The sequence below is a fragment of the Paenibacillus sp. V4I7 genome (genome assembly GCF_030817275.1).
Lineage (GTDB): Bacteria > Bacillota > Bacilli > Paenibacillales > NBRC-103111 > Paenibacillus_E.
This window is the reverse complement of record NZ_JAUSZD010000002.1, coordinates 2,477,019-2,496,641: the sequence shown is the minus strand read 5'-3', so window position 1 is coordinate 2,496,641 and position 19,623 is coordinate 2,477,019. Positions and strand designations below refer to the sequence as shown.

Annotated in this window: 26 protein-coding genes and 2 pseudogenes; 7 read left to right on the top strand and 21 right to left on the bottom strand. The window is 44.4% G+C overall.

Annotated features, from left to right (window positions below):
* Positions 1 to 8: 8 nt before the first annotated feature.
* Positions 9 to 971 (bottom strand): annotated as a pseudogene (locus QFZ80_RS12485) (substrate-binding domain-containing protein).
* 100 nt (positions 972 to 1,071) lie between these two features.
* Positions 1,072 to 2,118, bottom strand: a complete 1,047-nt coding sequence (locus QFZ80_RS12480) for a sulfite oxidase (protein ID WP_307546349.1) — start codon at positions 2,116 to 2,118, stop codon at positions 1,072 to 1,074.
* A gap of 216 nt (positions 2,119 to 2,334) precedes the next feature.
* On the opposite strand from QFZ80_RS12480, the gene QFZ80_RS12475 reads away from it, so the two are divergent.
* Positions 2,335 to 3,006: an SIMPL domain-containing protein gene (locus tag QFZ80_RS12475; RefSeq protein ID WP_307546350.1), complete on the top strand. Its 672-nt coding sequence runs from the start codon at positions 2,335 to 2,337 to the stop codon at positions 3,004 to 3,006.
* A 22-nt stretch (positions 3,007 to 3,028) separates the two neighbouring features.
* Here QFZ80_RS12475 and QFZ80_RS12470 read toward each other — a convergent pair whose 3' ends face one another.
* The 5 genes from QFZ80_RS12470 to QFZ80_RS12450 form a co-directional block, all read right to left on the bottom strand.
* Positions 3,029 to 3,427, bottom strand: a complete 399-nt coding sequence (locus QFZ80_RS12470) for a DUF1801 domain-containing protein (RefSeq protein WP_307546351.1) — start codon at positions 3,425 to 3,427, stop codon at positions 3,029 to 3,031.
* Entirely contained in the window at positions 3,427 to 4,002 is a 576-nt protein-coding gene (locus QFZ80_RS12465) for a histidine phosphatase family protein (protein WP_307559145.1), read from the bottom strand. Before QFZ80_RS12465 ends, QFZ80_RS12470 begins: the two co-directional genes overlap by 1 nt.
* Positions 4,003 to 4,111: 109 nt before the next feature.
* Positions 4,112 to 4,441, bottom strand: coding sequence for a DHCW motif cupin fold protein (locus QFZ80_RS12460; RefSeq protein ID WP_307546353.1), 330 nt, complete (start codon positions 4,439 to 4,441; stop codon positions 4,112 to 4,114).
* Between the two features lie 117 nt (positions 4,442 to 4,558).
* Entirely contained in the window at positions 4,559 to 5,497 is a 939-nt protein-coding gene (locus tag QFZ80_RS12455) for a hypothetical protein (RefSeq protein WP_307559143.1), read from the bottom strand.
* Positions 5,498 to 5,597: 100 nt separating this feature from the next.
* Positions 5,598 to 6,725, bottom strand: coding sequence for a low temperature requirement protein A (locus QFZ80_RS12450; RefSeq protein ID WP_307559141.1), 1,128 nt, complete (start codon positions 6,723 to 6,725; stop codon positions 5,598 to 5,600).
* 197 nt (positions 6,726 to 6,922) lie between these two features.
* Here QFZ80_RS12450 and QFZ80_RS12445 point away from each other — a divergent pair, with 197 nt between their 5' ends.
* Entirely contained in the window at positions 6,923 to 7,960 is a 1,038-nt protein-coding gene (locus QFZ80_RS12445) for a stalk domain-containing protein (RefSeq protein ID WP_307546356.1), read from the top strand.
* A 137-nt stretch (positions 7,961 to 8,097) separates the two neighbouring features.
* Here the strand turns inward: QFZ80_RS12445 and QFZ80_RS12440 are convergent, their stop codons facing one another.
* From QFZ80_RS12440 to QFZ80_RS12420, 5 genes are read right to left on the bottom strand one after another with little or no spacing between them, the layout of a single operon-like run.
* The gene (locus QFZ80_RS12440) at positions 8,098 to 8,748 is read right to left on the bottom strand and encodes a class I SAM-dependent methyltransferase (protein ID WP_307559139.1); all 651 of its coding nucleotides are present in this window, start codon (positions 8,746 to 8,748) and stop codon (positions 8,098 to 8,100) included.
* A gap of 45 nt (positions 8,749 to 8,793) precedes the next feature.
* Positions 8,794 to 9,057: a hypothetical protein gene (locus tag QFZ80_RS12435; protein WP_307546358.1), complete on the bottom strand. Its 264-nt coding sequence runs from the start codon at positions 9,055 to 9,057 to the stop codon at positions 8,794 to 8,796.
* The gene (locus QFZ80_RS12430; protein ID WP_307559137.1) at positions 9,050 to 9,769 is read right to left on the bottom strand and encodes a hypothetical protein; all 720 of its coding nucleotides are present in this window, start codon (positions 9,767 to 9,769) and stop codon (positions 9,050 to 9,052) included. The genes QFZ80_RS12435 and QFZ80_RS12430 overlap by 8 nt, the downstream gene beginning before the upstream one ends.
* Positions 9,770 to 9,802: 33 nt before the next feature.
* A complete protein-coding gene (gene hrpB, locus QFZ80_RS12425) occupies positions 9,803 to 12,289 on the bottom strand; it encodes an ATP-dependent helicase HrpB (RefSeq protein ID WP_307559135.1) in 2,487 nt (828 codons plus the stop codon).
* A 5-nt stretch (positions 12,290 to 12,294) separates the two neighbouring features.
* Positions 12,295 to 12,435 carry a hypothetical protein gene (locus tag QFZ80_RS12420; protein ID WP_307546361.1) on the bottom strand — a complete coding sequence of 47 codons (141 nt, stop codon included), beginning with the start codon at positions 12,433 to 12,435 and terminating at the stop codon, positions 12,295 to 12,297.
* A gap of 157 nt (positions 12,436 to 12,592) precedes the next feature.
* Here QFZ80_RS12420 and QFZ80_RS12415 point away from each other — a divergent pair, with 157 nt between their 5' ends.
* Both QFZ80_RS12415 and QFZ80_RS12410 read left to right on the top strand, forming a co-directional pair.
* Entirely contained in the window at positions 12,593 to 12,847 is a 255-nt protein-coding gene (locus QFZ80_RS12415) for a YpbS family protein (RefSeq protein ID WP_307559133.1), read from the top strand.
* Between the two features lie 14 nt (positions 12,848 to 12,861).
* On the top strand, positions 12,862 to 13,026 hold the full coding sequence (locus QFZ80_RS12410; protein ID WP_156389927.1) for a hypothetical protein: 165 nt from the start codon (positions 12,862 to 12,864) through the stop codon (positions 13,024 to 13,026).
* Positions 13,027 to 13,079: 53 nt separating this feature from the next.
* Here the strand turns inward: QFZ80_RS12410 and QFZ80_RS12405 are convergent, their stop codons facing one another.
* From QFZ80_RS12405 to QFZ80_RS12395, 3 genes are all read right to left on the bottom strand, one after another.
* Positions 13,080 to 13,643, bottom strand: coding sequence for an NUDIX hydrolase (locus tag QFZ80_RS12405; RefSeq protein ID WP_307559131.1), 564 nt, complete (start codon positions 13,641 to 13,643; stop codon positions 13,080 to 13,082).
* 111 nt (positions 13,644 to 13,754) lie between these two features.
* Positions 13,755 to 14,012, bottom strand: coding sequence for a DUF2164 domain-containing protein (locus QFZ80_RS12400; protein ID WP_307546364.1), 258 nt, complete (start codon positions 14,010 to 14,012; stop codon positions 13,755 to 13,757).
* Positions 14,009 to 14,329: a Dabb family protein gene (locus tag QFZ80_RS12395; RefSeq protein WP_307559128.1), complete on the bottom strand. Its 321-nt coding sequence runs from the start codon at positions 14,327 to 14,329 to the stop codon at positions 14,009 to 14,011. Before QFZ80_RS12395 ends, QFZ80_RS12400 begins: the two co-directional genes overlap by 4 nt.
* A gap of 205 nt (positions 14,330 to 14,534) precedes the next feature.
* Between QFZ80_RS12395 and QFZ80_RS12390 the strand changes: the two genes are divergently transcribed.
* From QFZ80_RS12390 to QFZ80_RS12380, 3 genes and pseudogenes are all read left to right on the top strand, one after another.
* Positions 14,535 to 14,711, top strand: a complete 177-nt coding sequence (locus QFZ80_RS12390; RefSeq protein ID WP_307546366.1) for a hypothetical protein — start codon at positions 14,535 to 14,537, stop codon at positions 14,709 to 14,711.
* A gap of 143 nt (positions 14,712 to 14,854) precedes the next feature.
* Positions 14,855 to 15,845, top strand: a pseudogene (locus QFZ80_RS12385) (YpdA family putative bacillithiol disulfide reductase).
* 124 nt (positions 15,846 to 15,969) lie between these two features.
* Entirely contained in the window at positions 15,970 to 16,272 is a 303-nt protein-coding gene (locus QFZ80_RS12380; RefSeq protein WP_235550974.1) for a hypothetical protein, read from the top strand.
* A 64-nt stretch (positions 16,273 to 16,336) separates the two neighbouring features.
* Here QFZ80_RS12380 and QFZ80_RS12375 read toward each other — a convergent pair whose 3' ends face one another.
* From QFZ80_RS12375 to QFZ80_RS12355, 6 genes are all read right to left on the bottom strand, one after another.
* The gene (locus QFZ80_RS12375; protein WP_307546368.1) at positions 16,337 to 16,891 is read right to left on the bottom strand and encodes a DNA-3-methyladenine glycosylase I; all 555 of its coding nucleotides are present in this window, start codon (positions 16,889 to 16,891) and stop codon (positions 16,337 to 16,339) included.
* 84 nt (positions 16,892 to 16,975) lie between these two features.
* Positions 16,976 to 17,782 carry a TatD family hydrolase gene (locus tag QFZ80_RS12370; RefSeq protein WP_307559126.1) on the bottom strand — a complete coding sequence of 269 codons (807 nt, stop codon included), beginning with the start codon at positions 17,780 to 17,782 and terminating at the stop codon, positions 16,976 to 16,978.
* Positions 17,766 to 18,542, bottom strand: coding sequence for an ABC transporter ATP-binding protein (locus tag QFZ80_RS12365; RefSeq protein ID WP_307559124.1), 777 nt, complete (start codon positions 18,540 to 18,542; stop codon positions 17,766 to 17,768). The genes QFZ80_RS12370 and QFZ80_RS12365 overlap by 17 nt, the downstream gene beginning before the upstream one ends.
* An 18-nt stretch (positions 18,543 to 18,560) precedes the next feature.
* Entirely contained in the window at positions 18,561 to 19,175 is a 615-nt protein-coding gene (locus QFZ80_RS12360; RefSeq protein ID WP_373460060.1) for an ABC transporter permease, read from the bottom strand.
* The gene (locus tag QFZ80_RS38940; RefSeq protein WP_373460059.1) at positions 19,117 to 19,329 is read right to left on the bottom strand and encodes a hypothetical protein; all 213 of its coding nucleotides are present in this window, start codon (positions 19,327 to 19,329) and stop codon (positions 19,117 to 19,119) included. Before QFZ80_RS38940 ends, QFZ80_RS12360 begins: the two co-directional genes overlap by 59 nt.
* Positions 19,329 to 19,619 carry a thiamine-binding protein gene (locus tag QFZ80_RS12355; protein ID WP_307559122.1) on the bottom strand — a complete coding sequence of 97 codons (291 nt, stop codon included), beginning with the start codon at positions 19,617 to 19,619 and terminating at the stop codon, positions 19,329 to 19,331. Before QFZ80_RS12355 ends, QFZ80_RS38940 begins: the two co-directional genes overlap by 1 nt.
* Positions 19,620 to 19,623 lie beyond the last annotated feature (4 nt).

Sequence of the window (19,623 nt, the reverse complement as noted above, 5' to 3'; positions counted from 1 at the left end):
TGCATTTTTTATGAAAGTGAAACTTGGATGGTTGACTCCCTGACGATTAGTTCCGGCTTGTAGACTTTCCCCGTTTTACTTCCATTTGCTCGTTTATTCTGTATCATATCGATCAATATCTCTGCTGCATCAACGCCCATTTCCGTTTTGGGATGCGTAAGTGTCGTCAGCTTGACCTCAGTTGCGGTTGCTAAAGAAGAGTCATCAAAACCGACCAGCGAGATATCCTGCGGCACTTGAAGCCCTGTTGTACGTATAGCTTCAAGTAGATAAATAGCTATCTCATCATTGTAGCAAACGAAAGCCGTTGCCCGCTCATCCACATGACCTAGCATCGCTAGTGCGCTTTCGTAGGGTTTGTGTCTCTTCTCCTCCGTCGAATAATGAATGACGAATTCCGGTAACAGCGGGATTTGATAGTGATGATGAGCACGAATAAACCTTTCAGCCGATTAACCCCTTGCAAGTCATCGGTCTTGAAGAACCCAGCAATGCAGCGATGCCCAAGCTCAATTAAGTGCTGAGCAGCCTTGAATCCGCCCTCTTCATCATCCAAGACCAAAGAAGGACAATTCATCCCGGGTACCGCTCATTAATCATCAAATAAGGAATATGTTCATAGTCTAAGGAGAGGTAATAGCTTAAATTTGGATTACTTTCTGCGCTTTTGGTCGGTTCAATAATAAGCCCGCTTAAGGGCTGACTCATCATCATGTCGAGACTTTCCTTCTCATTTTCCTTATCATTGTCTGTGGATGACAAGAGCAGTCTGTATCCTCTGGCACGTAAGGCTGATTCCGCTCCTCTTACGATATGAGGAAAAATATAGTCAGATATACGGCTCATCTAAAATTGCTCGGCTATTTCATTTCTGATGGCATTTGATCATTCGGTTTCAGCTTCCCGGTATGAAGCCACGATAGGATTTCCTGTTTCAACTGTAAGTATTTCGGCATTTGCTTTTCTTTCATAATTCACCTCAGGTTATTGATTCTGACCGTATTATAACATTTGCCCAACTTGTATGTACATATACAGAAGGAGAAGCGTTTCGAGATGTACAACTGATAGTCAATCCACATAAACACGTATGTGCTGTATCGCATTATAGCCATAACCTTTTACATTCCAATCTGCGATTTCACTTTGAACGTTACCTGCAGCATCCTTAGCTCTGACTTTAATGTCGTAGGTTCCGGATTCAGTTACCGTCCATCTCCAACACCAACGCCTCCAAGAATATGCTTCATGTTGTTCTAACCAAGATGCTGCCATCCAGGTATTGCCGTTGTCGATACTTATCTCAACCAGATCAACTGGATCTCTGCCAGATATCGCCGTACCCCATACCCAATTCTCCCCTTTTGCCAATACCTCCTGGTCTGATGGTCGGGCAATGGTCGAATTCAGCCGAATGGTTGTAACCGGTTCAGGGGAGGATGGCGTTAATGGTTTTCGATCATATACATAATCCACGACTTGGAAAGGTCCTTGGAAGTGTTCCTCTATAACGACGATACGGTGAAGCCATTTGACTGAAGCCATTCCATACCAACCTGGAGCAATTAATCTAGCTGGATAACCATGACGGAAGGGTAGCCGCTTTCCATTCATATAAAGAGCTATAATGGTATCGGGATGCAGAGACTGTTCGAGAGATAAACTTCTTGTATAGGAAAACACGCCTGGCATATCCGTTCGAACTCCTTTATCCATGCCCTCGAACGTCACTTCACGTGCATTCCTTTGAACATCTGCTGCATGCAATAAATCTTGAAGACGAACCCCTGTCCAAACAGCATGACTAATTGCCCCTAGTCCCCACTGCTCGCCACGAGTTTTCGGATGAAAAAACGATCTCTTATCGCCAACACATTCGAGCGTTACAGGCAATGTAACTTGGGGCATATTCAAGAGATCATAATACCGAAAATAAATCGGTTTGTTTACACATCCTTCGATAGAAAGTCCCCAAGTTCGCATGTCCACATTCGGATATGGAAAATGGTTTCGGATATAAAAAAGATGTTCTGGCGTGATTCGACTGGACAGTGACAGCATTGGGAACTCTTGATTTTCTGGCATAATTTTTCGTGTAATCAAATGAGGCGAATACAACAATTTAACCACCCTTTCGCAAGAACAAGATCTTACTAAAAGATATGGACCATATGTTGAATTGAGAATCCTGTTTCACCTTCCACCCTATTCAGACACGATCGCTATTTAAAAAGTAAAAGGGGCTGTCGATTGACAGTCCCTTTTTATATAAGAATTTTAGTCCACACATTTCCATACATTAGATTATGCCCTTTACTTGAAAGGAGTCCTTCTATGTGCAATTATCCAGTTAATAAGTCGGCCTCATTTTCTCAATATAAATGCCCACCTACAATAGAAGTCCTAGGTATAGGAACAGCGGCTGCAGCTCCCGACAGGGCGATAGTGGTGCTAGGAGCCATAACCGAAGGTCCAGTCTTACCTGCTGTCCAAACCGAAAACGCAAAAATAGTAACCACTATCATTCAATCCTTATTAAAACTAAACATCCCCCGGGAAAAGATACAGACGTATGATTTTGGAATTGAAATCCAGTACGATTATCAAGATGGTAAGCAAATTTTTCGAGGCTATAAAGTAACCCATCTCTTGCAAATCACCAACGACAGAGTAGAACTGACAGGAATTCTCGTTGATACCGCCGTTTCCAGTGGTGCCAATAACATCACCGACATTAAGTTTACGACTTCACAGCCAGAATTTTACGAGAATCAGGCCTTATCGCTTGCCATTCGAAACGCCCGTCAAAAGGCAGTGACCATAGCAAATACACTAGGAGTTACTCTTGTCACAGTCCCCAGCCAAATTCAAGAAATGACCGGACCCTCCGAACCCATCCCCTATGCAACCACCATGCTTTCCAAAAGTACGGTTACCCCGATCCAACCAGGACAATTAACGATTTATGCTAAAGTACGTGTGTGGTATCTGTTCGCCGACCGATAATTGAATCTTACTGAATGTCTAACTAGGAACTTGTCACTTCAATCCATCTCGCTACAACTTCTGCAAGCTTCTCTTTCTTATCCTCCACATCGCTCATATCGGTTAATTTGACAATAGCTCTATCATCGGCAACCCAATCTAATAAGCCTGTTGTGTCGTCAAAAAGCGGTCCATTCCCTGCATGATCTTTTATCTTGGCTCCACAATGAAACACAAGCCTAAAAAATCCTTTCCCTTGCAAATTAAAGGTCACCCGATCTTCATTATTAAAACAGAAACTTGGTGCATTCCATTTAATATGTTCCGTAATGTGTTCATTTGCGCTTAAAATGATTTTTCGAACTTCTTCTATTTCCTTCTTCTGGGGATGTTCAAGATTGTTCAAAAAATCAACTACTTTTTGATGACCGGATGGTTTCATTAATTCCACAACCTCTCAACAAGATTTAATTCCTTTTCTTCAAACTCTAGTCTATAAATATCAGGTTTAGTGGTCTGTTTCCAAAATTCAAATCCGTAATTAGCATCAAAATAATTTAATATGATCGTCATTATATTTCCGTGTGTACCTATAGCGATTTTCTTGCCTTTAAAGTCAGATAGTAATTTCATAATTAAAGGTATAGCCCGTTCTTGCGCCTGTCTTGTTGTTTCTCCCTCGGGCAGGCAAAAATCAATATCGACAAAAGATTGTTCAATTCCAATTAATAATTCCTCTTCGGATACTGCGTAATTCAAGCTAGCGATTGGTCTCTCGATAAGCTCTATGTATGGAATAATTTCTTTCTTTAATAGCTCTGCCAACGGACTAACCGTTTCTAATGCTCGAAAATATGAACTAGAAACAATAACATCAATGTCTTCGTTACTTAATATCTCAGCCACTCTCTTAGCGTCTAATTTCCCTTGTTCAGAAAGTCTAGTGCCACCTGTTCGTTCATGTTCAATTGAAAATGGGGCTATCCCATGCCGAATAAAATAAATATAGGTTTTCATTCATTCTCCTTTCACTTGCATCTTTTTACCGTAAATCTAATATTTTGAATTATAAGGAGGTGCATAACTTAGTTAGCCGATTAGCGCTATAAAGGCAGCAAATCAGTTATTAGTCAACAATAAATAATTTTGCTCCAGTTTTCGTGTAAGACCTATGTGGATTTGCATCATCAGCCACTTGATAACTGACTCCTGGCGTGAGTTTAAATTCTCTTCCATCTGAAAGTTCAGTATACAATTCACCATCTAGTACTAATAGAACGTGACCTCTATTACACCAATGGTCAGCTATATATCCAGGCGTATATTCTACCATTCGCACCCTTATGTTTCCCATTTCAAATGTACGCCAATACGCATTACCTTCAATTCCAGGATGTTGAGTAGCGCTTATTCCACTCCAGTCAATTGTGCAAAATGGAACATCCGTTATTTTCATAAAATGGCCCCCCCTACATAATTTGGTTTTCATATGTTTCCATATATTAAAAATAAGGTTGAACACGACTTGTGTCCAGCCTTATTTCCATTTTTTTGAATAAACGTTTTTTATTACTTACTGTGTTACGGTAATAACCATGGCGGTTAATCCCCTACTATTTATAGAAGCGTCTGATATACCGTTAGCTGAACCTGTAATTGTAAACGAGTAATTATAGGTGCCTGGACCCGGATTATCCACCCAAGTTAGAGAAGTCGTTACAGCTGCTTGCGGAAAAAAGGGCTGATCCTGATTTTGGATCATTACAGCATGATCCGTTGTTACGATATCCCCTAGATTTCTGGATATGGAGCTATCCACCGAATAATTTTGAACGACGATAAAATTAACATTCGCAAATGCATCTAATTTGACCACCTGATTAGGCAGCAATGTAATTGGGGGTAAAAATAACTCTGCTGTTGCATCTCCCGATCCTTGGGTAATGATAAATGGGACAGGAGTGTTGCTTCCTCCGAATCGAACATCGACAATTCCAGAAGAACCTGGCATTCCAGTCGGCCCCTCGGGACCTTGCGTACCTTGGAGTCCTTGAGCACCTGTTGGTCCTGGTATTCCAGCCGCCCCAGTAGGGCCTTCCGCTCCTTGTGGGCCCGTCGATCCAACAGGTCCTTGTGATCCTAACTCACCTTGAGTACCTGTTATCCCTTGAACTCCGGCTGGCCCTTGGAACCCCATAGGTCCCTGAGGTCCGGCAGCGTCACTTGCTTGACTAGCAGCTGTTGCGACGCTTAATGCACTAGCACTTATTAATTGCACAATGTTTGATGTGATATTGTTAACGACGCTGGGAGCAAGTTTGTCTATTGTGATGGCCCTCCTTGCTATCTTGGATCCACTAACAGATCTTTGAGCAAGTTCCCTGCTCGTTACTGCCCTCCTTGCTAATCTGTCTGATGTTATGGGCTGTTCAAGCTTCCTAACATCTCTCTTCACAGCTTGTATGTCATTATCTAAGCTGGATAACGTCCGTCTTCGGGCCAATGCCATCATCCTTCCTCATATCCTTCAAGGTATAACAACCTACCCACATTATATGAGGATGGCAATAAGATCCTGCACGATGTTTGTCTTGGTTCATTTATCTAAAAATTCAAGTTGTTAATTTAGCATATACGCCAAAAAACAGCGTCACTTCTCCAATAATCATGTAATTTGGTAAAAGAAAAAACAAATCCACCGCGAAAAAAATCCCAAGTAATCCTACTAATAACACTAAACGATATATACCTAGTCTTTGATGTGCGTGTCGATATTTATGGAAAACCAACGTAGTTGAGAAAAAGTAGAGCAGTACAGATCCAAAAATAAAGCTTAACATAAATGAATAATTTAATTGTTTCAAAAATAACAATTGGATCGATGCTGCAATCATACACATGGATAAATAAATGAATAAATGGCCATAAATGATAGTTTGCCCCGCAGTTTCTAATGTCTTATTCACTTTCTTTTCAACATTGTCAAAATATTGCCACCATATAGCAATAATTAATAAAAAAGTCATTGACGCAAATACAATAGATTGCCACGTCCAGTCGCTAGACTGCAAGACTGTAAGTATACTGATTACGGATTCACCAAGAAGAATAAGTGTAAACAACGAGAAGCGCTCTAATAGATGATGGGTATTTATGGGACTTTTCACCAAGTAGTGCCGACCGATTAATGGGAGAAAAATGTCTACTGTTATTCCCGCATACAAAACTGCATAGCGAATCCATGAGTCGAAAAAAAGTGAGCAAGAAGAAATCACCAATCCAATCCAAAAGCGGCTTCCTAAATAACGGGCAGTGATCTTTCTATGTGCTTCTTCTTTTTTTTGTACCGAAAGATATTGGATGGCTGTCATCGCTCTTAAACCAATATAGCCTATTAAGAATGGAACATAGTATTGGTCAAAATTAACCGATAGACTGGCCGTCATTATGAGCACAAAAAATAATTGCAAAATCAGAAATATTCGGTGTGATAAAATATCTCTTCCAAACCGGTTTACAAAGAGGGATTGCCCCACCCAAGCCCACCAAATCGGAATAAATATGAGGACGAATTTGGCTAAGTATTCAACTGGAATGGATCCATTTTCGACATGTAACAAGACATGACTCGCTTTTGAAACTGCCGCTACAAAAAGCAGATCATAGAAAAGTTCCAGCCAGGTAACTTTCTTCTCAGCAAATGCTGTAATTTGTTGTGATCCCGATGTGTGTTGATTCATCATTCTGCTCCTTTGGTTTGGATGTGATTTAAAAAAATGCTATCCACATTTTAGCATATAGGCTTATCAAATGATTAAACTTTCTGGTGTTTCAATGTATTTTGCGCTATTATGATTCCCACAAATTGGAAAGCAACTAACACCCAAGCAGATGCGTCTATATATTATCAAAGAAAACTTAGTAAGGGTGTATGAACATGAAGATTAAAACCAGCTTTCTTACAGGCACAGCGTTTACGCTGCTGACCATGATGTTTCTCCAGACAACGTCGGTACAAGCTGAGGCGAATCCTTCGCCTTCCGTATTTCTGGATGGGAATCCGATGTCCTTTCAGACTCCCCCTGTTATCGAAAACGGTTATAGCCTCGTCCCGATGCGTGCCATTTTTGAGGCTGAGGGAGCAAAAATTTCTTGGGATGAGAACACAAGAACAGTCACTGCCATTAAAGATGGCATTGTCCTTACATACCGAATCGGAGAAACAGCTGCTTATAAAAACCAAGAACGGCTGGAGATGCCCGTGCCAGGCAAAATTATCGACGGGTTTACGATGGTTCCGGTGCGATTTATTAGCGAAACGCTAGGCAATCTTGTGAAATGGCATGAATATTCCCGTTCCATTACCATTTCAACAGCTCATGACTATGAAACCACTATCGAATACGGCGTCAACCTACGTGACTCTCCAGCGAAAGATACAGATACCCGCGTCCTACGTATTCTTCCGAAAAACGAGAGAATCCACGTGATCCGAGAAATCGACGCAAATTGGTTGGAGGTTCAGACCAAAGACAATACGATTGGCTTTATCTCAGCCATACCGATGTATACCGATTATACGAACCCTGCGTTGGCCGAGAAAAAAGCGGATGAGTTGCTCACTTACGGGTCCAAATTTATGGGAACCCCTTACGAGTTCGGTGCCGCTTCCGGCCAAACCAATACGTTCGATTGCTCTTCTTTCGTACGACATCTTTTTAACGAAGTGCTGTCCCTCGATCTTCCACGAGTCTCCTACGACCAAGCCCAGAAAGGGAAAGAAATCGGAATCGATCAAATACGCAAAGGCGATCTATTGTTCTTCAGCGCTCGTGGGCTCGATATCGGCCACGTAGGCATCTATGCGGGAGACGGGAAAATGCTTCATACTTATTCGAAAGAGCTCGGCGTACACATCGCAGACTTCGATGAAAAATGGAAAAAGCGTTTTGTCACGGCCAGGAGATTGTTCTAAATGAGGGTGAGTCAAATTGCGAATGCAGCATGACTCTTATTCATTCCGATCAGCTATTAACGAAAATAAGCCTAATTAGTTCGACTATTTCTGAACTAATTAGGCTTCCTTTTCACGAAATCATTCCGGCGTTTGTGTTACTTCGGTCCTGGGAGAGAGTTCGCTCGCTTCTTCCTGGCAAAGATCGATTGGTAATCGACCTGCATGCCCTCCATCGGTAGAACAGAAAAGTGTTCAATGTCGAATACTTCACTTACTTTTCTCTGAATGTGCTCATCTTCGTAGAAGGAGAAAAAGCGTTGAGGTCTGTACGAGTCCAATTCCCAAATCCCTTCGCTTTCGTACCCGCCATAAAGGCCCATGTACAAGTAACCGTCTGGTTTCAGCACTCGCTCCATATTAGCTAGAACTTGCAGAAAACTATCCTTTGGTACATGAAGCAGTGCATTCATCGTCCATATAGCGTCAAACGACTCCGACTCCAAATCCAAGGTGTAGAAATCCATGGCGAAGGCTTCGAGTCCTTTTTGAAGACAAATGTTCACCATTTCATCGGATAAATCAACGCAAGTGACTTGGCATCCATGATTTTTCAAATAAATCGCTTGATGGCCAGGACCGCTTCCAAGATCTACAATCCGTTGTCCACTACCCTTATCAGCTGCCTGCAGCCTAGCCAAAAAACGATCCATCTCATTTACTTTCCACGACTGAACTGTATCCCCATCCCGCAATCGAGCATGTTGATCATAGCTCATCTTGAGCGTTGCCTTTACCCCATGATCCATCGACGTTTTCTCCTATCCTAGCGATCATTATATAAGCTGAATGTCTTACTTCACTAAGGTTTTTTGAGCTGCGTCTACGAGCATATCAAACCATTCATCATCTTCCAGCAAGTCTTCAACTGCTTCAATATCCTCTTCTTTGCCTGATTCCTGTAAGAAGTGAAGCGCGTAGCTCCAGTCATCTTTCCCCCGTTTGCTTTGTAGGGTAATTTCGTATGGATGCTCATGGCCTTCCACCTTGAATTGCACTTGCCCGAGGTAGCCTTCTTCTTTGCTGTGTTCCATGCTCGCTTTTAGAATTTCAATCATGTTCATCATCCTTTTCTATTCGTTGTAACCAAGTCCAAATCGTGTTTATTGTGGTTTGCAGGTTCGTTGTTTCATTCCATATATAGGGATTGTGATCTCTGAAATAATCGGCATGTCCACCTACAAGAGGTAAGGTTTGTCGATGAGAAGGAGCATGTTTCATGCGATTCCAACGGCGCAACCCCAAGCGAGTACTTATCCAGCCACCCCATGTGCCCAGTCTCGGTACGGGATCATTGGATTTATCCAACTGATTGGCAGCATCAAGATAAAGAACACGACTCTTTAACGATGGAGGAATCGCACATTTCGGCGATCCAATTTGGACCACACCGAGGATGGAAACCCCCTCTTTCATAAGAGCATCAGCCGCCAGAATAGAAGCCACAGCTCCTGCACTATGTCCGATTAGCAGCAGCTGCTGTCTAGGGACAAGGTTGTCGGTGATCAACTTCAACAAGCTTTTCCCACCATAATGAGACCTTTTCCGATGTGCATTGTTCCATAGATCACTGGTAATTTCTCGGAGCTGCACTTGCTTGCGCCGCGTCCAATCACCATACGGATAATGGATAACGACTTGGACACGTGAACCTGCTTGTTCAAAACGAGCAGCTAGTTCCGCCGCGAAAGCATCAAGGAAATAAGGTGCTGTGGCGAAACCAGCAGATACATAAATGACGAATTCCTCCGGTACGGAGTGGATTGTCATGGCTTGCTCAGTTCCCTTCTCGTGCAAATTAGGTTAGGAACGCGGTTTAGCTCGATTTGTCGGTATCGCCGCCATCGGATCATCCGGCCAGTAATGTTTGGGGTATCGGCCTTTTAGATCTTTTTTGACTTCGAAATAAGCATCCCGCCAAAAGCTCGCCAAGTCCTTCGTCACCTGAACAGGACGCTGAGCAGGCGATAATAAGTGTAAGGTCACGGGCACCCTACCCTTCGCGATCCGCGGGGTATCGGCTAAACCAAACATTTCTTGCAATCGAACCGATAAAGAAGGCGACTCACTGACGCTATAATCAACGGGAATACGTGATCCGCTGGGTACCTGAATGTGCGTTGGCGCCCACTCTTCTAACCATCGGCGCTGCTCCCATGTTAGCATTTCTTCTAATATGTTTGTCAAGTTAAGACGCCCTAAAGCCCCTTTGCTTTTCAAACCGTAAAGATGGGGCCCTAGCCAGTCCTCTAAGGAAGCATGCAAATTGGCGTCCCCCATATCTGGCCATTCTACATCAAATCGATGCAAAAACATAACGCGCTGTTGAAGCTGCCTCGCACTCCGAGTCCAAGGCAGCAGCTCCAAAGATTCTGCTTGAATACCGGAAATCAAAGCTTGCAGCACTAAGTCAGGGTTTGGATCCTGCAAAGGGTTTTCTTTGATGATAATGGCACCTAACCGAAGGCGCTGTCTTGCTTTAACGGAACCCGTTGCCTGTTCCCATACCACTTCTTGCTCTTTCAGCAAGCGGCCCTCAAAGGCTTCAAGCAGCTCGTCCTCCTGAATCGGGGCTGCCAAATAAATACGGCTCTCCGCTCCGTTATCGTCCAGCTCGGCGGCGACAAGATAACGCTCGTTCGAGAGCGGCTGCAGCTCGGGCAGCACAGCGCCCCGCCCGCTGCTGAGCAGGAACCGCCCTGTCGACCGCCGCTGCGCGATGCGGTCGGGATAAGCGAATGCGAGCAGCAATCCGCTCGCATTCGCTTTATTCCCGCTCGGCCGGATGCCGAGCTGCTGCATGAGCACTTTGGCTTCCGCCGCGATGCGGCGGCATAAGCCAAAGTCAACGTCTGCGCGCTGCTCGCCCTGCGCAGCGCGCCAGAGCACTTCGATGCGGGTGCGTACATCCGCATCTTGGCCCCTAGCTGCGCGCATGAAATCGCGCTCGCTCAGCATGACCGCGAGCTCGCACGCCAACGCGCCGAGCTCAAGCGGTTTAGCTTGCAGCACCATGTGCGCAAGCCGCGGGTGCAGACCTAGCGACGCTAGTCGTTTGCCGTGCGCGCTCAAGCCCCCGTCCTCTTGCAGCGCGCCCAGCTGCACGAGCAGTTCCCGCGCCTGCTGATACGCAGCAGCAGGCGGCGGGTCTAGCCAGACCAGCGCAGCTGGGTCTGGCACGCCCCAGGCGGCCAGCTCCAGCGCGAGCGGCGCCAGATCCGCTTCGCGGATCTCTGGCGTGCTGCTCAGCGGGAGCTGCCGCTGCTCGGTCTCGGTCCACAGGCGGTAACACACGCCTGGACCGAGACGACCGGCACGGCCTCTGCGCTGATCTGCAGAGGCGATAGACACATGCACCGTCGTAAGGCGGGTCATGCCGGTGCGTGGCGAGAAGCGGGGCACGCGCATGAGCCCGCTGTCGATAACGACCGTGACGCCTTCGACGGTTAAGCTTGTCTCGGCAATCGAAGTGGCCAGCACAATCTTCCGATGCCCAGGCGAACTTACAGCCAGGGCTTGGTCCTGCGCTTCTTGGGGGAGATTACCATACAGAGGTGTGATCTCTATCTCTTTCCCTAATTTAAGCGCAGCAAGGCCGTTAGCAACACGATGGATTTCAGCTGCTCCCGGAAGAAAGACGAGCAAACTGCCTTCATTCATTTGCAAGGCGCGTTGGATGCTTGTTACTACAGCCTGTTCTATTTTACTCGTCATTTTCGCATCCAGATAGTGAGTTACAACAGGATAAGTTCGCCCTTCACTTTGAATAATGGGTGCATGATCAAGCATGGCTGAAATCGTGTTGGCCTCGATCGTAGCCGACATAATAAGAATTCGCAGATCCTCACGTAAAAGGGTTTGTGATTGCCTGCTAAGCGCCAACCCCAAATCTGCATGTAAGCTCCGCTCATGAAATTCATCAAAAATAACAGCCCCCACCCCTTCCAGGGCAGGATCTGTTTGAAGCATGCGCGTAAGAACGCCTTCCGTTATCACTTCAATTCGTGTGTTCGGTCCAACCCTCGAGTCATTTTTCACCCGATAACCAATGGTCTGCCCAACTTCTTCACCACGAAGCTTCGACATATAGCGAGCAGCCGCACGAGCTGCCAGTCTTCTAGGCTCAAGCATGAGTATCTTTTGGTTTTGCAGCCAAGACTCTTGCAGAATAGCAAGCGGTACTTGCGTTGTTTTGCCCGCACCAGGCTGAGCGACCAAGATCGCACACGGATTTGTTCGCAAAACATCTTTCAATTGAGGAAGTATGGATTCAATCGGTAACGAGTTCATTAGTTTCACTCCGAGGCTTCTGTCAGTCTTGTTATCGCTTGCTCCATGCGTTTCACGGGTTTCCCTACATCATACGGAAATGTAATGTAAGCGGCATCCATGCCGTCATGTTTCTGAATTTGAGCTTGAAATGAATAGGATTTCAAATCTGTCACCCTCTCACTTAATTAATGACATTAATTATTAATGAGGTGAAGTTTGTAATGTCGATTATTGTTCGAATTTCCTCTTGCAAAAACTGTTCCTCACCTATTCAATCGTGTATACTAGATTAGAATCTGGTCACTAAAGGAGAACTTTAAGATGAATGTACATGAAGCGATAACCAAACATTCGAATGCACAGCACCTACATCTCGTTAGGTTCGCAGAGCTAGATGCGCAGCGTGAGCAAGCTATTGACGCTGCTGTAGATCTGTGCAGACGCGGGCTGTCTTTTAACGTTGATGCGATCAACGCCATAACAGCCCAAATCATCGCCCATGCCAAAGAAGGTATTTCTCCGCTCCGTTCTTATGTAACTGAAGACATGGTGCGTGATTACGTAAACAAAGGTTAAGGAGATAAGTATCGATGGGTGTTCTAACTTTTATTTCATTGCTAATTATAGGATCAGCATTTAGTGCCGGATTCTTGCTTTTGTTTAAGCGGAAAACAGCTCTTGGTATTGTCTGTATCGGACTCTCCATTGTCTGTTATATCGCTTATGCCTACATAGCGAACAAGTATTTCGTCTAAAAAATGGTATGTACGCAATGAGAACCGATTGGGTCACCCGATACGGTTCTTTTTCATTCAGCCCAGCTATTTTCCCTTAACGCACGAAACACAAGATCAAAATAAGAGACTGGATGCGGCACCAAATTATCTAAGGTCAGAAGCAGACTTGTTTTATCTAACTCACCTTCAGCACCCATTTTATAACCACTTGCCATTATTTCTTTTGTTTCTTGATAAACTAAACGCTCTAGGTCTACGACACTTACTGCGAACAGACCGCTTACCTCATCAGGCTGCAGTATAAAACGATTCAGTGGTTGGTCGCAGCGATATATAAACATATGACAAAACTCACGATCAATGAGTTGATCCGAAATAAGATCTTCTTCTGCAAACACCCCGCAAGGGATTAAATCACTGAAATCGACCTTCAGTCCAAGCTCTTCCTCTAACTCCCTCACACCGTCTTCCGTGTTTTCTCCGGCTGCAAGATGCCCGGCGCAGGAAATGTCCAGCAAATTCGGAAACAGATCCTTCTCTGGATGTCTTAGCTGGAGTAAGAGACTAGGTTCTTTCCCTTCAAGGCTAACGATCCAACACTGAAAAGTGCGATGCCACAGCCCTTTCGCATGCACTTCTGAGCGCGGGCCTCCCCAAGCCTATTCATCTTTTCATCATAGATATCAAACAGCTCTTCGGACTTGTTCAAATGGCTCGTGATCTCCCCTCAACCTTCCATGTCCATGCTATCTTCGTGCTATTTTTTTCGTTAACTTCATGGCATAGAGGTCTTCTTCCAATGAACCCATTCTTTCCATCAATGTCTTACCAGCATCTTCTATGGCCTGGTTATAAATAGGGACAGTCAGTTGTTGAAGCATATAATCGATTAATTGTTCCGTGGCCAAACGCCCTAATTCAATATTGTGGTCCAACTCCAGATGGCCTTGCAAGTCGTCAATCAACAATTCCTTTTCTTCTTTCGCTAATTTCAATGGTTTCATAAGAGAACCTCACTCAAAAATAGTAAGTCGATTTCTTGAAACCGACTTACTTCTTTTACCCAACGCTCCGCAACATAATGGATATGTACCGGATGTACATTGTAAGCTTCATAAGCCGCTCGATCTGCAAATACCATTGAAAATCCATAATCATAATCTGTCTTTGTGCTAACTTGACGAAACACTTCAAATTGCTCAACACCAGGTATTACTGCCAGTTCCTGGGCACTGCTTTTTAGAAATTGTTCTGCTTCCAGCGTATCTTTTCCTGCGTGTAAATTAAATACTACCATATGTTTGATACTTGTCTGATTCATAGGATCTCTTCTCCTTTTGTTTCCATCTATTTCTCCATTATAACGGATTTTGTATCAACGAACTACAAAACCTCTAGGCTTCTTCCATGCCGTTTCGCCCAGCTATCAGCAGGTTCATAACGTTTCCTTTTTATGGAGAATAAAAACAACCTCAAGTGTAAACGTTATAGCTGAAAGTTAAAATGCCCTTGAAAGGATGAACAAAATGGAAAATAAGAAGCATAGAGACAAATACACAGGCACAACGAATATGAACGCGAAAAATCAAGATATGGCTTTTGTGAACGACACGTTAGAAAATGCTCCAAATACGACACCTGTCAACATTGCGCAAGACGACATTAGCGAAGATAACGAAGAGCAACAATTGAATCAGAAGTAAGTGGCATTCTTAGATTTAGAGCAGTCTGTTATTTCCTAAGGTTAGGGGTAACCGTCTGCTCTTTTTTGCTTTGCGCAACTTGGCATCTCCCTCAGCTTGCGATACTATGGAATAAGTATTTAGTTTTGGGGAGGTTGTCACAATTGGAACAAGTCATCGTTATTGGTGCGGGTCCTTGCGGATTATCAGCCGCTATCGCCTTACAGCGCGAAGGCCTTTCACCTTTACTTATAGAAAAAAGCTGCATCGTCAATGCCATTTATTTATATCCTACCTATTTACAGTTTTTCAGCACGCCAGAGCTGTTGGAAATTGGCGGTTATCCGTTCACAACACCTCATGAAAAACCTTATCGCCAAGAAGCTTTGGTCTACTACAGAGAGGTTGCGCGTAGAGAACAGCTGCGAATTCGTTCCTATGAGGAAGTTGTTTCTATCGAACGCTTAGAGACAGGATTTACGGTACATACGGAAGATCAATTTGGGAAAAAAGGCGGCGTATAACACGCGCAATGTCATCGTAGCTACGGGCTACTTTGATCATCCTAATTTGCTCGGTATTCCCGGTGAAGAACTGCCAAAGACGACGCATTATTATAAAGAAGCCCATCCTTATGCTGGGGCAAAAGTAGCCGTTATTGGCGGAAACAACTCCGCGGTCGATGCCGCTATGGATTTGCTAAGAGTTGGCGCTGAAGTTACGGTGGTTTACCGCGGCAATGACTTCTCAGCCAACATCAAACCATGGGTTCGTCCGCTATTTGAAAGTATGGTAAAAAAAGGCCGTATTCACATGTGGTTCGATTCCCAAGTGGAACGTATTGATGAGCATACCATTATCGTACGAAAAGCAACCGAACACGTCACTTTAGACAATGACTTCGTACTTGCCCTAACCGGATTTCGACCGGATCGTGGGCTTCTAACCTCCATCGGTGTACAATTTCACGAAGAAACTAACGCTCCTCTTGTCCAACCTGACACGATGGAAACGAACATCCCTGGTTTATATGTGGCTGGTGTTGTCGCTTCATCTAAATATGATGCGAACGAAATATTCATTGAAACAGGCCGAATGCATGGTCTGGCAATCACGAAGCATATCGTTTCCAGAACGAACCTCCAATCCTATTGATTGGAGGTTTTTTTGCCTATGAAAATATTTCCCATTTTTCATAGATTCCTCTTCCATTACGAACACTTGTTTGCTATAATATAAATAAGAACAGATGTTCCAATTAGATGAGGAGGTTGTTAACATGATGAACACCAGTCACAATTTCCGTTTTATAGAGAGAGATTATTGGTACCACAAGGCATTGTGTGACACTGACCATCTTCTTCCCGGACAGATTGACGCCATGCTTGACGAAGCACATACCCACTACGCCGATTATACGTTCAAGTTTTATGACGATGGTTCGGTGACAATCATAGATAACGACACAAATAACCGCATTAAACCTCGCGAACTAACAGGAGCCGTATATGACTTCTACATTCGTAAGCGTATTTATTTAATTAAAACCAATCTAATGGAGAAACAACTCCAATACGCCTGATTGAAGCACAAAAAGGCCATCTGATTTGGACGATCGTCCTATCAGATGGCCTTTTCTTTATTCTTTATTTATATCGAAAACAGGTTTGGTTGTGATCGTTCACCATGCCAACCGCTTGCATATAAGCATAACAAATCGTCGAACCTACGAACTTGAAGCCGCGTTTTTTTAAATCTTTGCTCATAGCATCCGAGATTTCCGTCGTAGCAGGTACCTGACTCATATCCGTCCAATGATTGTTGATCGGCTTCCCGCCAACGAATCCCCAGATATAGGAATCAAACGTACCAAACTCTTGCTGCACCTTTAGAAAGGCTTTCGCATTCTGAACAACAGACGCTATTTTCAAGCGATTGCGTACGATCCCTGAATTCTCAAGAAGTTCATTAAGCTTCTTATCGTCATAGTTCACAATAAGCTGAGGATCAAACCCGTCGAACGCTTCACGGTAGCCCTCTCTCTTCTTCAGAATCGTATACCAGCTCAGTCCCGCTTGTGCACCTTCCAGGTTAAGCATCTCGAACAAATGGCGATCCTCATGGACAGGAACCCCCCATTCATGATCATGGTAATCGATATATAACGGATCTTCATTAACCCAACCGCATCTGACAGTCATTAGTACACTCACCTCATCTAGAAATCGAACACTTGTTCTATTTTATTATAAAACCTATACGAATAGATGTCCAGTTAGATTTAATTAGAATAAGTGAGGTAAAGGAATGCTGTAGAATTGTTTGGTATTAGTTAAAAGGGTATGTGCTGCTTCTTCTACTTGCAGTCCTTTTAGAAAGGCTATCTGTTCAATGACAGCATGGATCATATGTGGATGCGTCGGTTGGCCCTCAAAGGGGCCCTCGAAAGGCCATGGGCCATCCGTTTCGACCATCAACTGGTTAATTGGATAGCTACGAACAAGCGTACGAATTTCATCTTCATAGAGAACATCTGGTGTTATAGAGATGAAGTAGCCTGCTTGAATCATACGCTCTACCGTTGAATGAGACCCTTTGAACCAATGAAAATGCGCCTTCTTAATGCAATGCTTCTCGAGTAAGTCGCACACAACGTCAGCATCCTCGTAAACAGCGTGCAAAACAACCGGTTTATCCAAATCCGCTGCCAGCTTCAAGAAGTTCTCAAGCAGCGCAATATAAGGAGCTATTTCAAAAACACGCCCCGCCGATTCAGCTTCCAGCCTCATATAATAAGGCAAACCAATTTCACCAATAGCGATCATCCTAGATGAATGCTCACGAATCCATAGGATTAAATCATTCAATTGATTTTCCGTAGGCAGTTCTTGTTCAGGATGGTAGCCATAGGCAGCAAAAACTTGCTCTGGGGCTTGCATTAACAGCCGCTCAGTTGCCTTACAGGAGTCCAGGTGTCTTGACACTGCTATCAGTGCCTCAATGTGGCACTCTGCTAATTCCGTTAACAGAGTCCGAGCAGCAGATTCTGTATACATATCGAGATGAATATGAGCATCAATGGCTTTTATCATACGCAATCTCCTGACGCAAAAGCCCATGAATATGCTGCCGGAACTCTTGAAATTTCGATTTAAGCATGACGGACTCTTGACGCGGCCTTGCAAACGGAATAACCAACTCTTCTATGATTTTGGCAGGTTTGTTTGACAGTACATAGATTCGATCTGATAGAAACAGAGCTTCTTCAATACTATGCGTCACAAATAGAATGGAACGCTTATTCTGTTCCCATATATTAAGCAGCCACGCCTGCATGTCTTGTCTGGTTAGTGCGTCTAAGGAGCCGAACGGCTCGTCCAAACACATGAGTTCCTGCGGACAAAGTAAGGCTCGTAGAAAGGAGACACGCTGCTGCATCCCTCCTGAAAGCACATGCGGAAGCTCTTGCTCATAGCCGCCAAGTCCAACCTTGGGCAGCCACTCCCTTGCTTTGGCTAGCGCATCTTTTCGCGTTTCTCCTGCAACTTCCTGAGCAAGTGCTACGTTGGACTCAATAGAACGCCAAGGGAACAAGGCAGGCTGCTGCGGCATGTATGAGATTAGGCCCTTAGAACCGGTCACATTCACGCCATCCAGCCAAACTTCCCCTGAAGAAGGCTTGACTAGCCCTCCAATAATGTGAAATAGGGTACTCTTGCCGCTGCCTGATGGGCCGATAAGTGAAACGAACTCCCCCTCTTTCACATGTAAAGAAATATCCGCAAGTACGGAAACGCGCTGTTTTTTACCAGGGAACGTTTGATGAATGCCTCTAAGTTCTAATTTACTCATGAACTCATCTCCCTTTTCTTAAGATGACCGTTTCGCGTTCCATCGAATGACGAGCTTCTCAAGCCCTGCGATGAGCCAGAAGAAGAGTAAGCTGAGCGTAACAATCATCAGAATAGCAACAAATTCGCGGTCAGCGCGGAACGCCGATTTTTGCAAAATCATATAATAGCCCAGTCCAACGCCTCCACCAAGCCATTCGGCAATCACAGCCCCCATCACACTGTATGTAGCCGATATTTTGAGTCCTGTGAAGAGAAATGGCAAAGCATGAGGCAGCTCTAATTTATAAAAGATTTGCCGTTTGCTGGCGCCGATCATCTGCATATAGTTGTACATACTGCGATCTGTTTGCATAAAACCGTCCAAAATAGACATCGTTACAGGAAAGAAACAAACTAGTGAAATTAATAGGATTTTAGGTAGAATGCCAAAACCAAATAATATGATTAGCAGCGGTCCCAGTGCAATGGTCGGGACATTTTGAGATAAAATAAGGAGCGGGTAAAAACCAGCCTTAAGCGCGGGCACCCGATGTAAGCAGCTAGCAACAATCACACCGCCAGTTACACCAGCACTAAACCCAATCAACATCAAACGCAAAGTGGCGAATGTGTGCATCCATACTCTGGGCATATCCGTGGTGCCGTCTTTCCATATTTTTGAGCGGACTAGGCAGCAACCAGCTTGCTGTGCCTCCCCAAGTCACGGCAAGCTGCCATAAAAGCAGCAGAAGGATGACCACAACAATCGGTGGCCACCCCGCTTTGAACCAGCGATGCTGTTTCATTATCTGTATTTCTCCGTCAGCTTGTCCATAGAAGCACCCGACGGGTTGAAGTAAATTTTCACCTGCGAAATAACATTAGGGCTGCCCATCTCAATCATAGCGGCATTCATGTCTTGAATGATTGCCAGAAGCTGGTCGAGCTCACCTTCCATCGTCGTCTCCAGCGGAGATACGAAATATTTCACGCCAGACTTGGCAATGACTTCAATCGCACGATCTACATAGGAGATGACATCTTCATTGTTTTTCGTTTTCGGTATGATTTGAATACTGACAAGTGCATTAGCCACTATA

Coding starts and splice junctions, on each gene's coding strand:
- QFZ80_RS12475 (WP_307546350.1), top strand. CDS start 2,335: ATGTGCAATTATCCAGTTAATAAGTCGGCCTCATTTTCTCAATATAAA.
- QFZ80_RS12470 (WP_307546351.1), bottom strand. CDS start 3,427: ATGAAACCATCCGGTCATCAAAAAGTAGTTGATTTTTTGAACAATCTT.
- QFZ80_RS12465 (WP_307559145.1), bottom strand. CDS start 4,002: ATGAAAACCTATATTTATTTTATTCGGCATGGGATAGCCCCATTTTCA.
- QFZ80_RS12460 (WP_307546353.1), bottom strand. CDS start 4,441: ATGAAAATAACGGATGTTCCATTTTGCACAATTGACTGGAGTGGAATA.
- QFZ80_RS12455 (WP_307559143.1), bottom strand. CDS start 5,497: ATGATGGCATTGGCCCGAAGACGGACGTTATCCAGCTTAGATAATGAC.
- QFZ80_RS12450 (WP_307559141.1), bottom strand. CDS start 6,725: ATGAATCAACACACATCGGGATCACAACAAATTACAGCATTTGCTGAG.
- QFZ80_RS12445 (WP_307546356.1), top strand. CDS start 6,923: ATGAAGATTAAAACCAGCTTTCTTACAGGCACAGCGTTTACGCTGCTG.
- QFZ80_RS12440 (WP_307559139.1), bottom strand. CDS start 8,748: ATGGATCATGGGGTAAAGGCAACGCTCAAGATGAGCTATGATCAACAT.
- QFZ80_RS12435 (WP_307546358.1), bottom strand. CDS start 9,057: ATGATTGAAATTCTAAAAGCGAGCATGGAACACAGCAAAGAAGAAGGC.
- QFZ80_RS12430 (WP_307559137.1), bottom strand. CDS start 9,769: ATGACAATCCACTCCGTACCGGAGGAATTCGTCATTTATGTATCTGCT.
- hrpB (WP_307559135.1), bottom strand. CDS start 12,289: ATGAACTCGTTACCGATTGAATCCATACTTCCTCAATTGAAAGATGTT.
- QFZ80_RS12415 (WP_307559133.1), top strand. CDS start 12,593: ATGAATGTACATGAAGCGATAACCAAACATTCGAATGCACAGCACCTA.
- QFZ80_RS12410 (WP_156389927.1), top strand. CDS start 12,862: ATGGGTGTTCTAACTTTTATTTCATTGCTAATTATAGGATCAGCATTT.
- QFZ80_RS12400 (WP_307546364.1), bottom strand. CDS start 14,012: ATGAAACCATTGAAATTAGCGAAAGAAGAAAAGGAATTGTTGATTGAC.
- QFZ80_RS12395 (WP_307559128.1), bottom strand. CDS start 14,329: ATGAATCAGACAAGTATCAAACATATGGTAGTATTTAATTTACACGCA.
- QFZ80_RS12390 (WP_307546366.1), top strand. CDS start 14,535: ATGGAAAATAAGAAGCATAGAGACAAATACACAGGCACAACGAATATG.
- QFZ80_RS12380 (WP_235550974.1), top strand. CDS start 15,970: ATGATGAACACCAGTCACAATTTCCGTTTTATAGAGAGAGATTATTGG.
- QFZ80_RS12375 (WP_307546368.1), bottom strand. CDS start 16,891: ATGACTGTCAGATGCGGTTGGGTTAATGAAGATCCGTTATATATCGAT.
- QFZ80_RS12370 (WP_307559126.1), bottom strand. CDS start 17,782: ATGATAAAAGCCATTGATGCTCATATTCATCTCGATATGTATACAGAA.
- QFZ80_RS12365 (WP_307559124.1), bottom strand. CDS start 18,542: ATGAGTAAATTAGAACTTAGAGGCATTCATCAAACGTTCCCTGGTAAA.
- QFZ80_RS12360 (WP_373460060.1), bottom strand. CDS start 19,175: ATGCCCAGAGTATGGATGCACACATTCGCCACTTTGCGTTTGATGTTG.
- QFZ80_RS38940 (WP_373460059.1), bottom strand. CDS start 19,329: ATGAAACAGCATCGCTGGTTCAAAGCGGGGTGGCCACCGATTGTTGTG.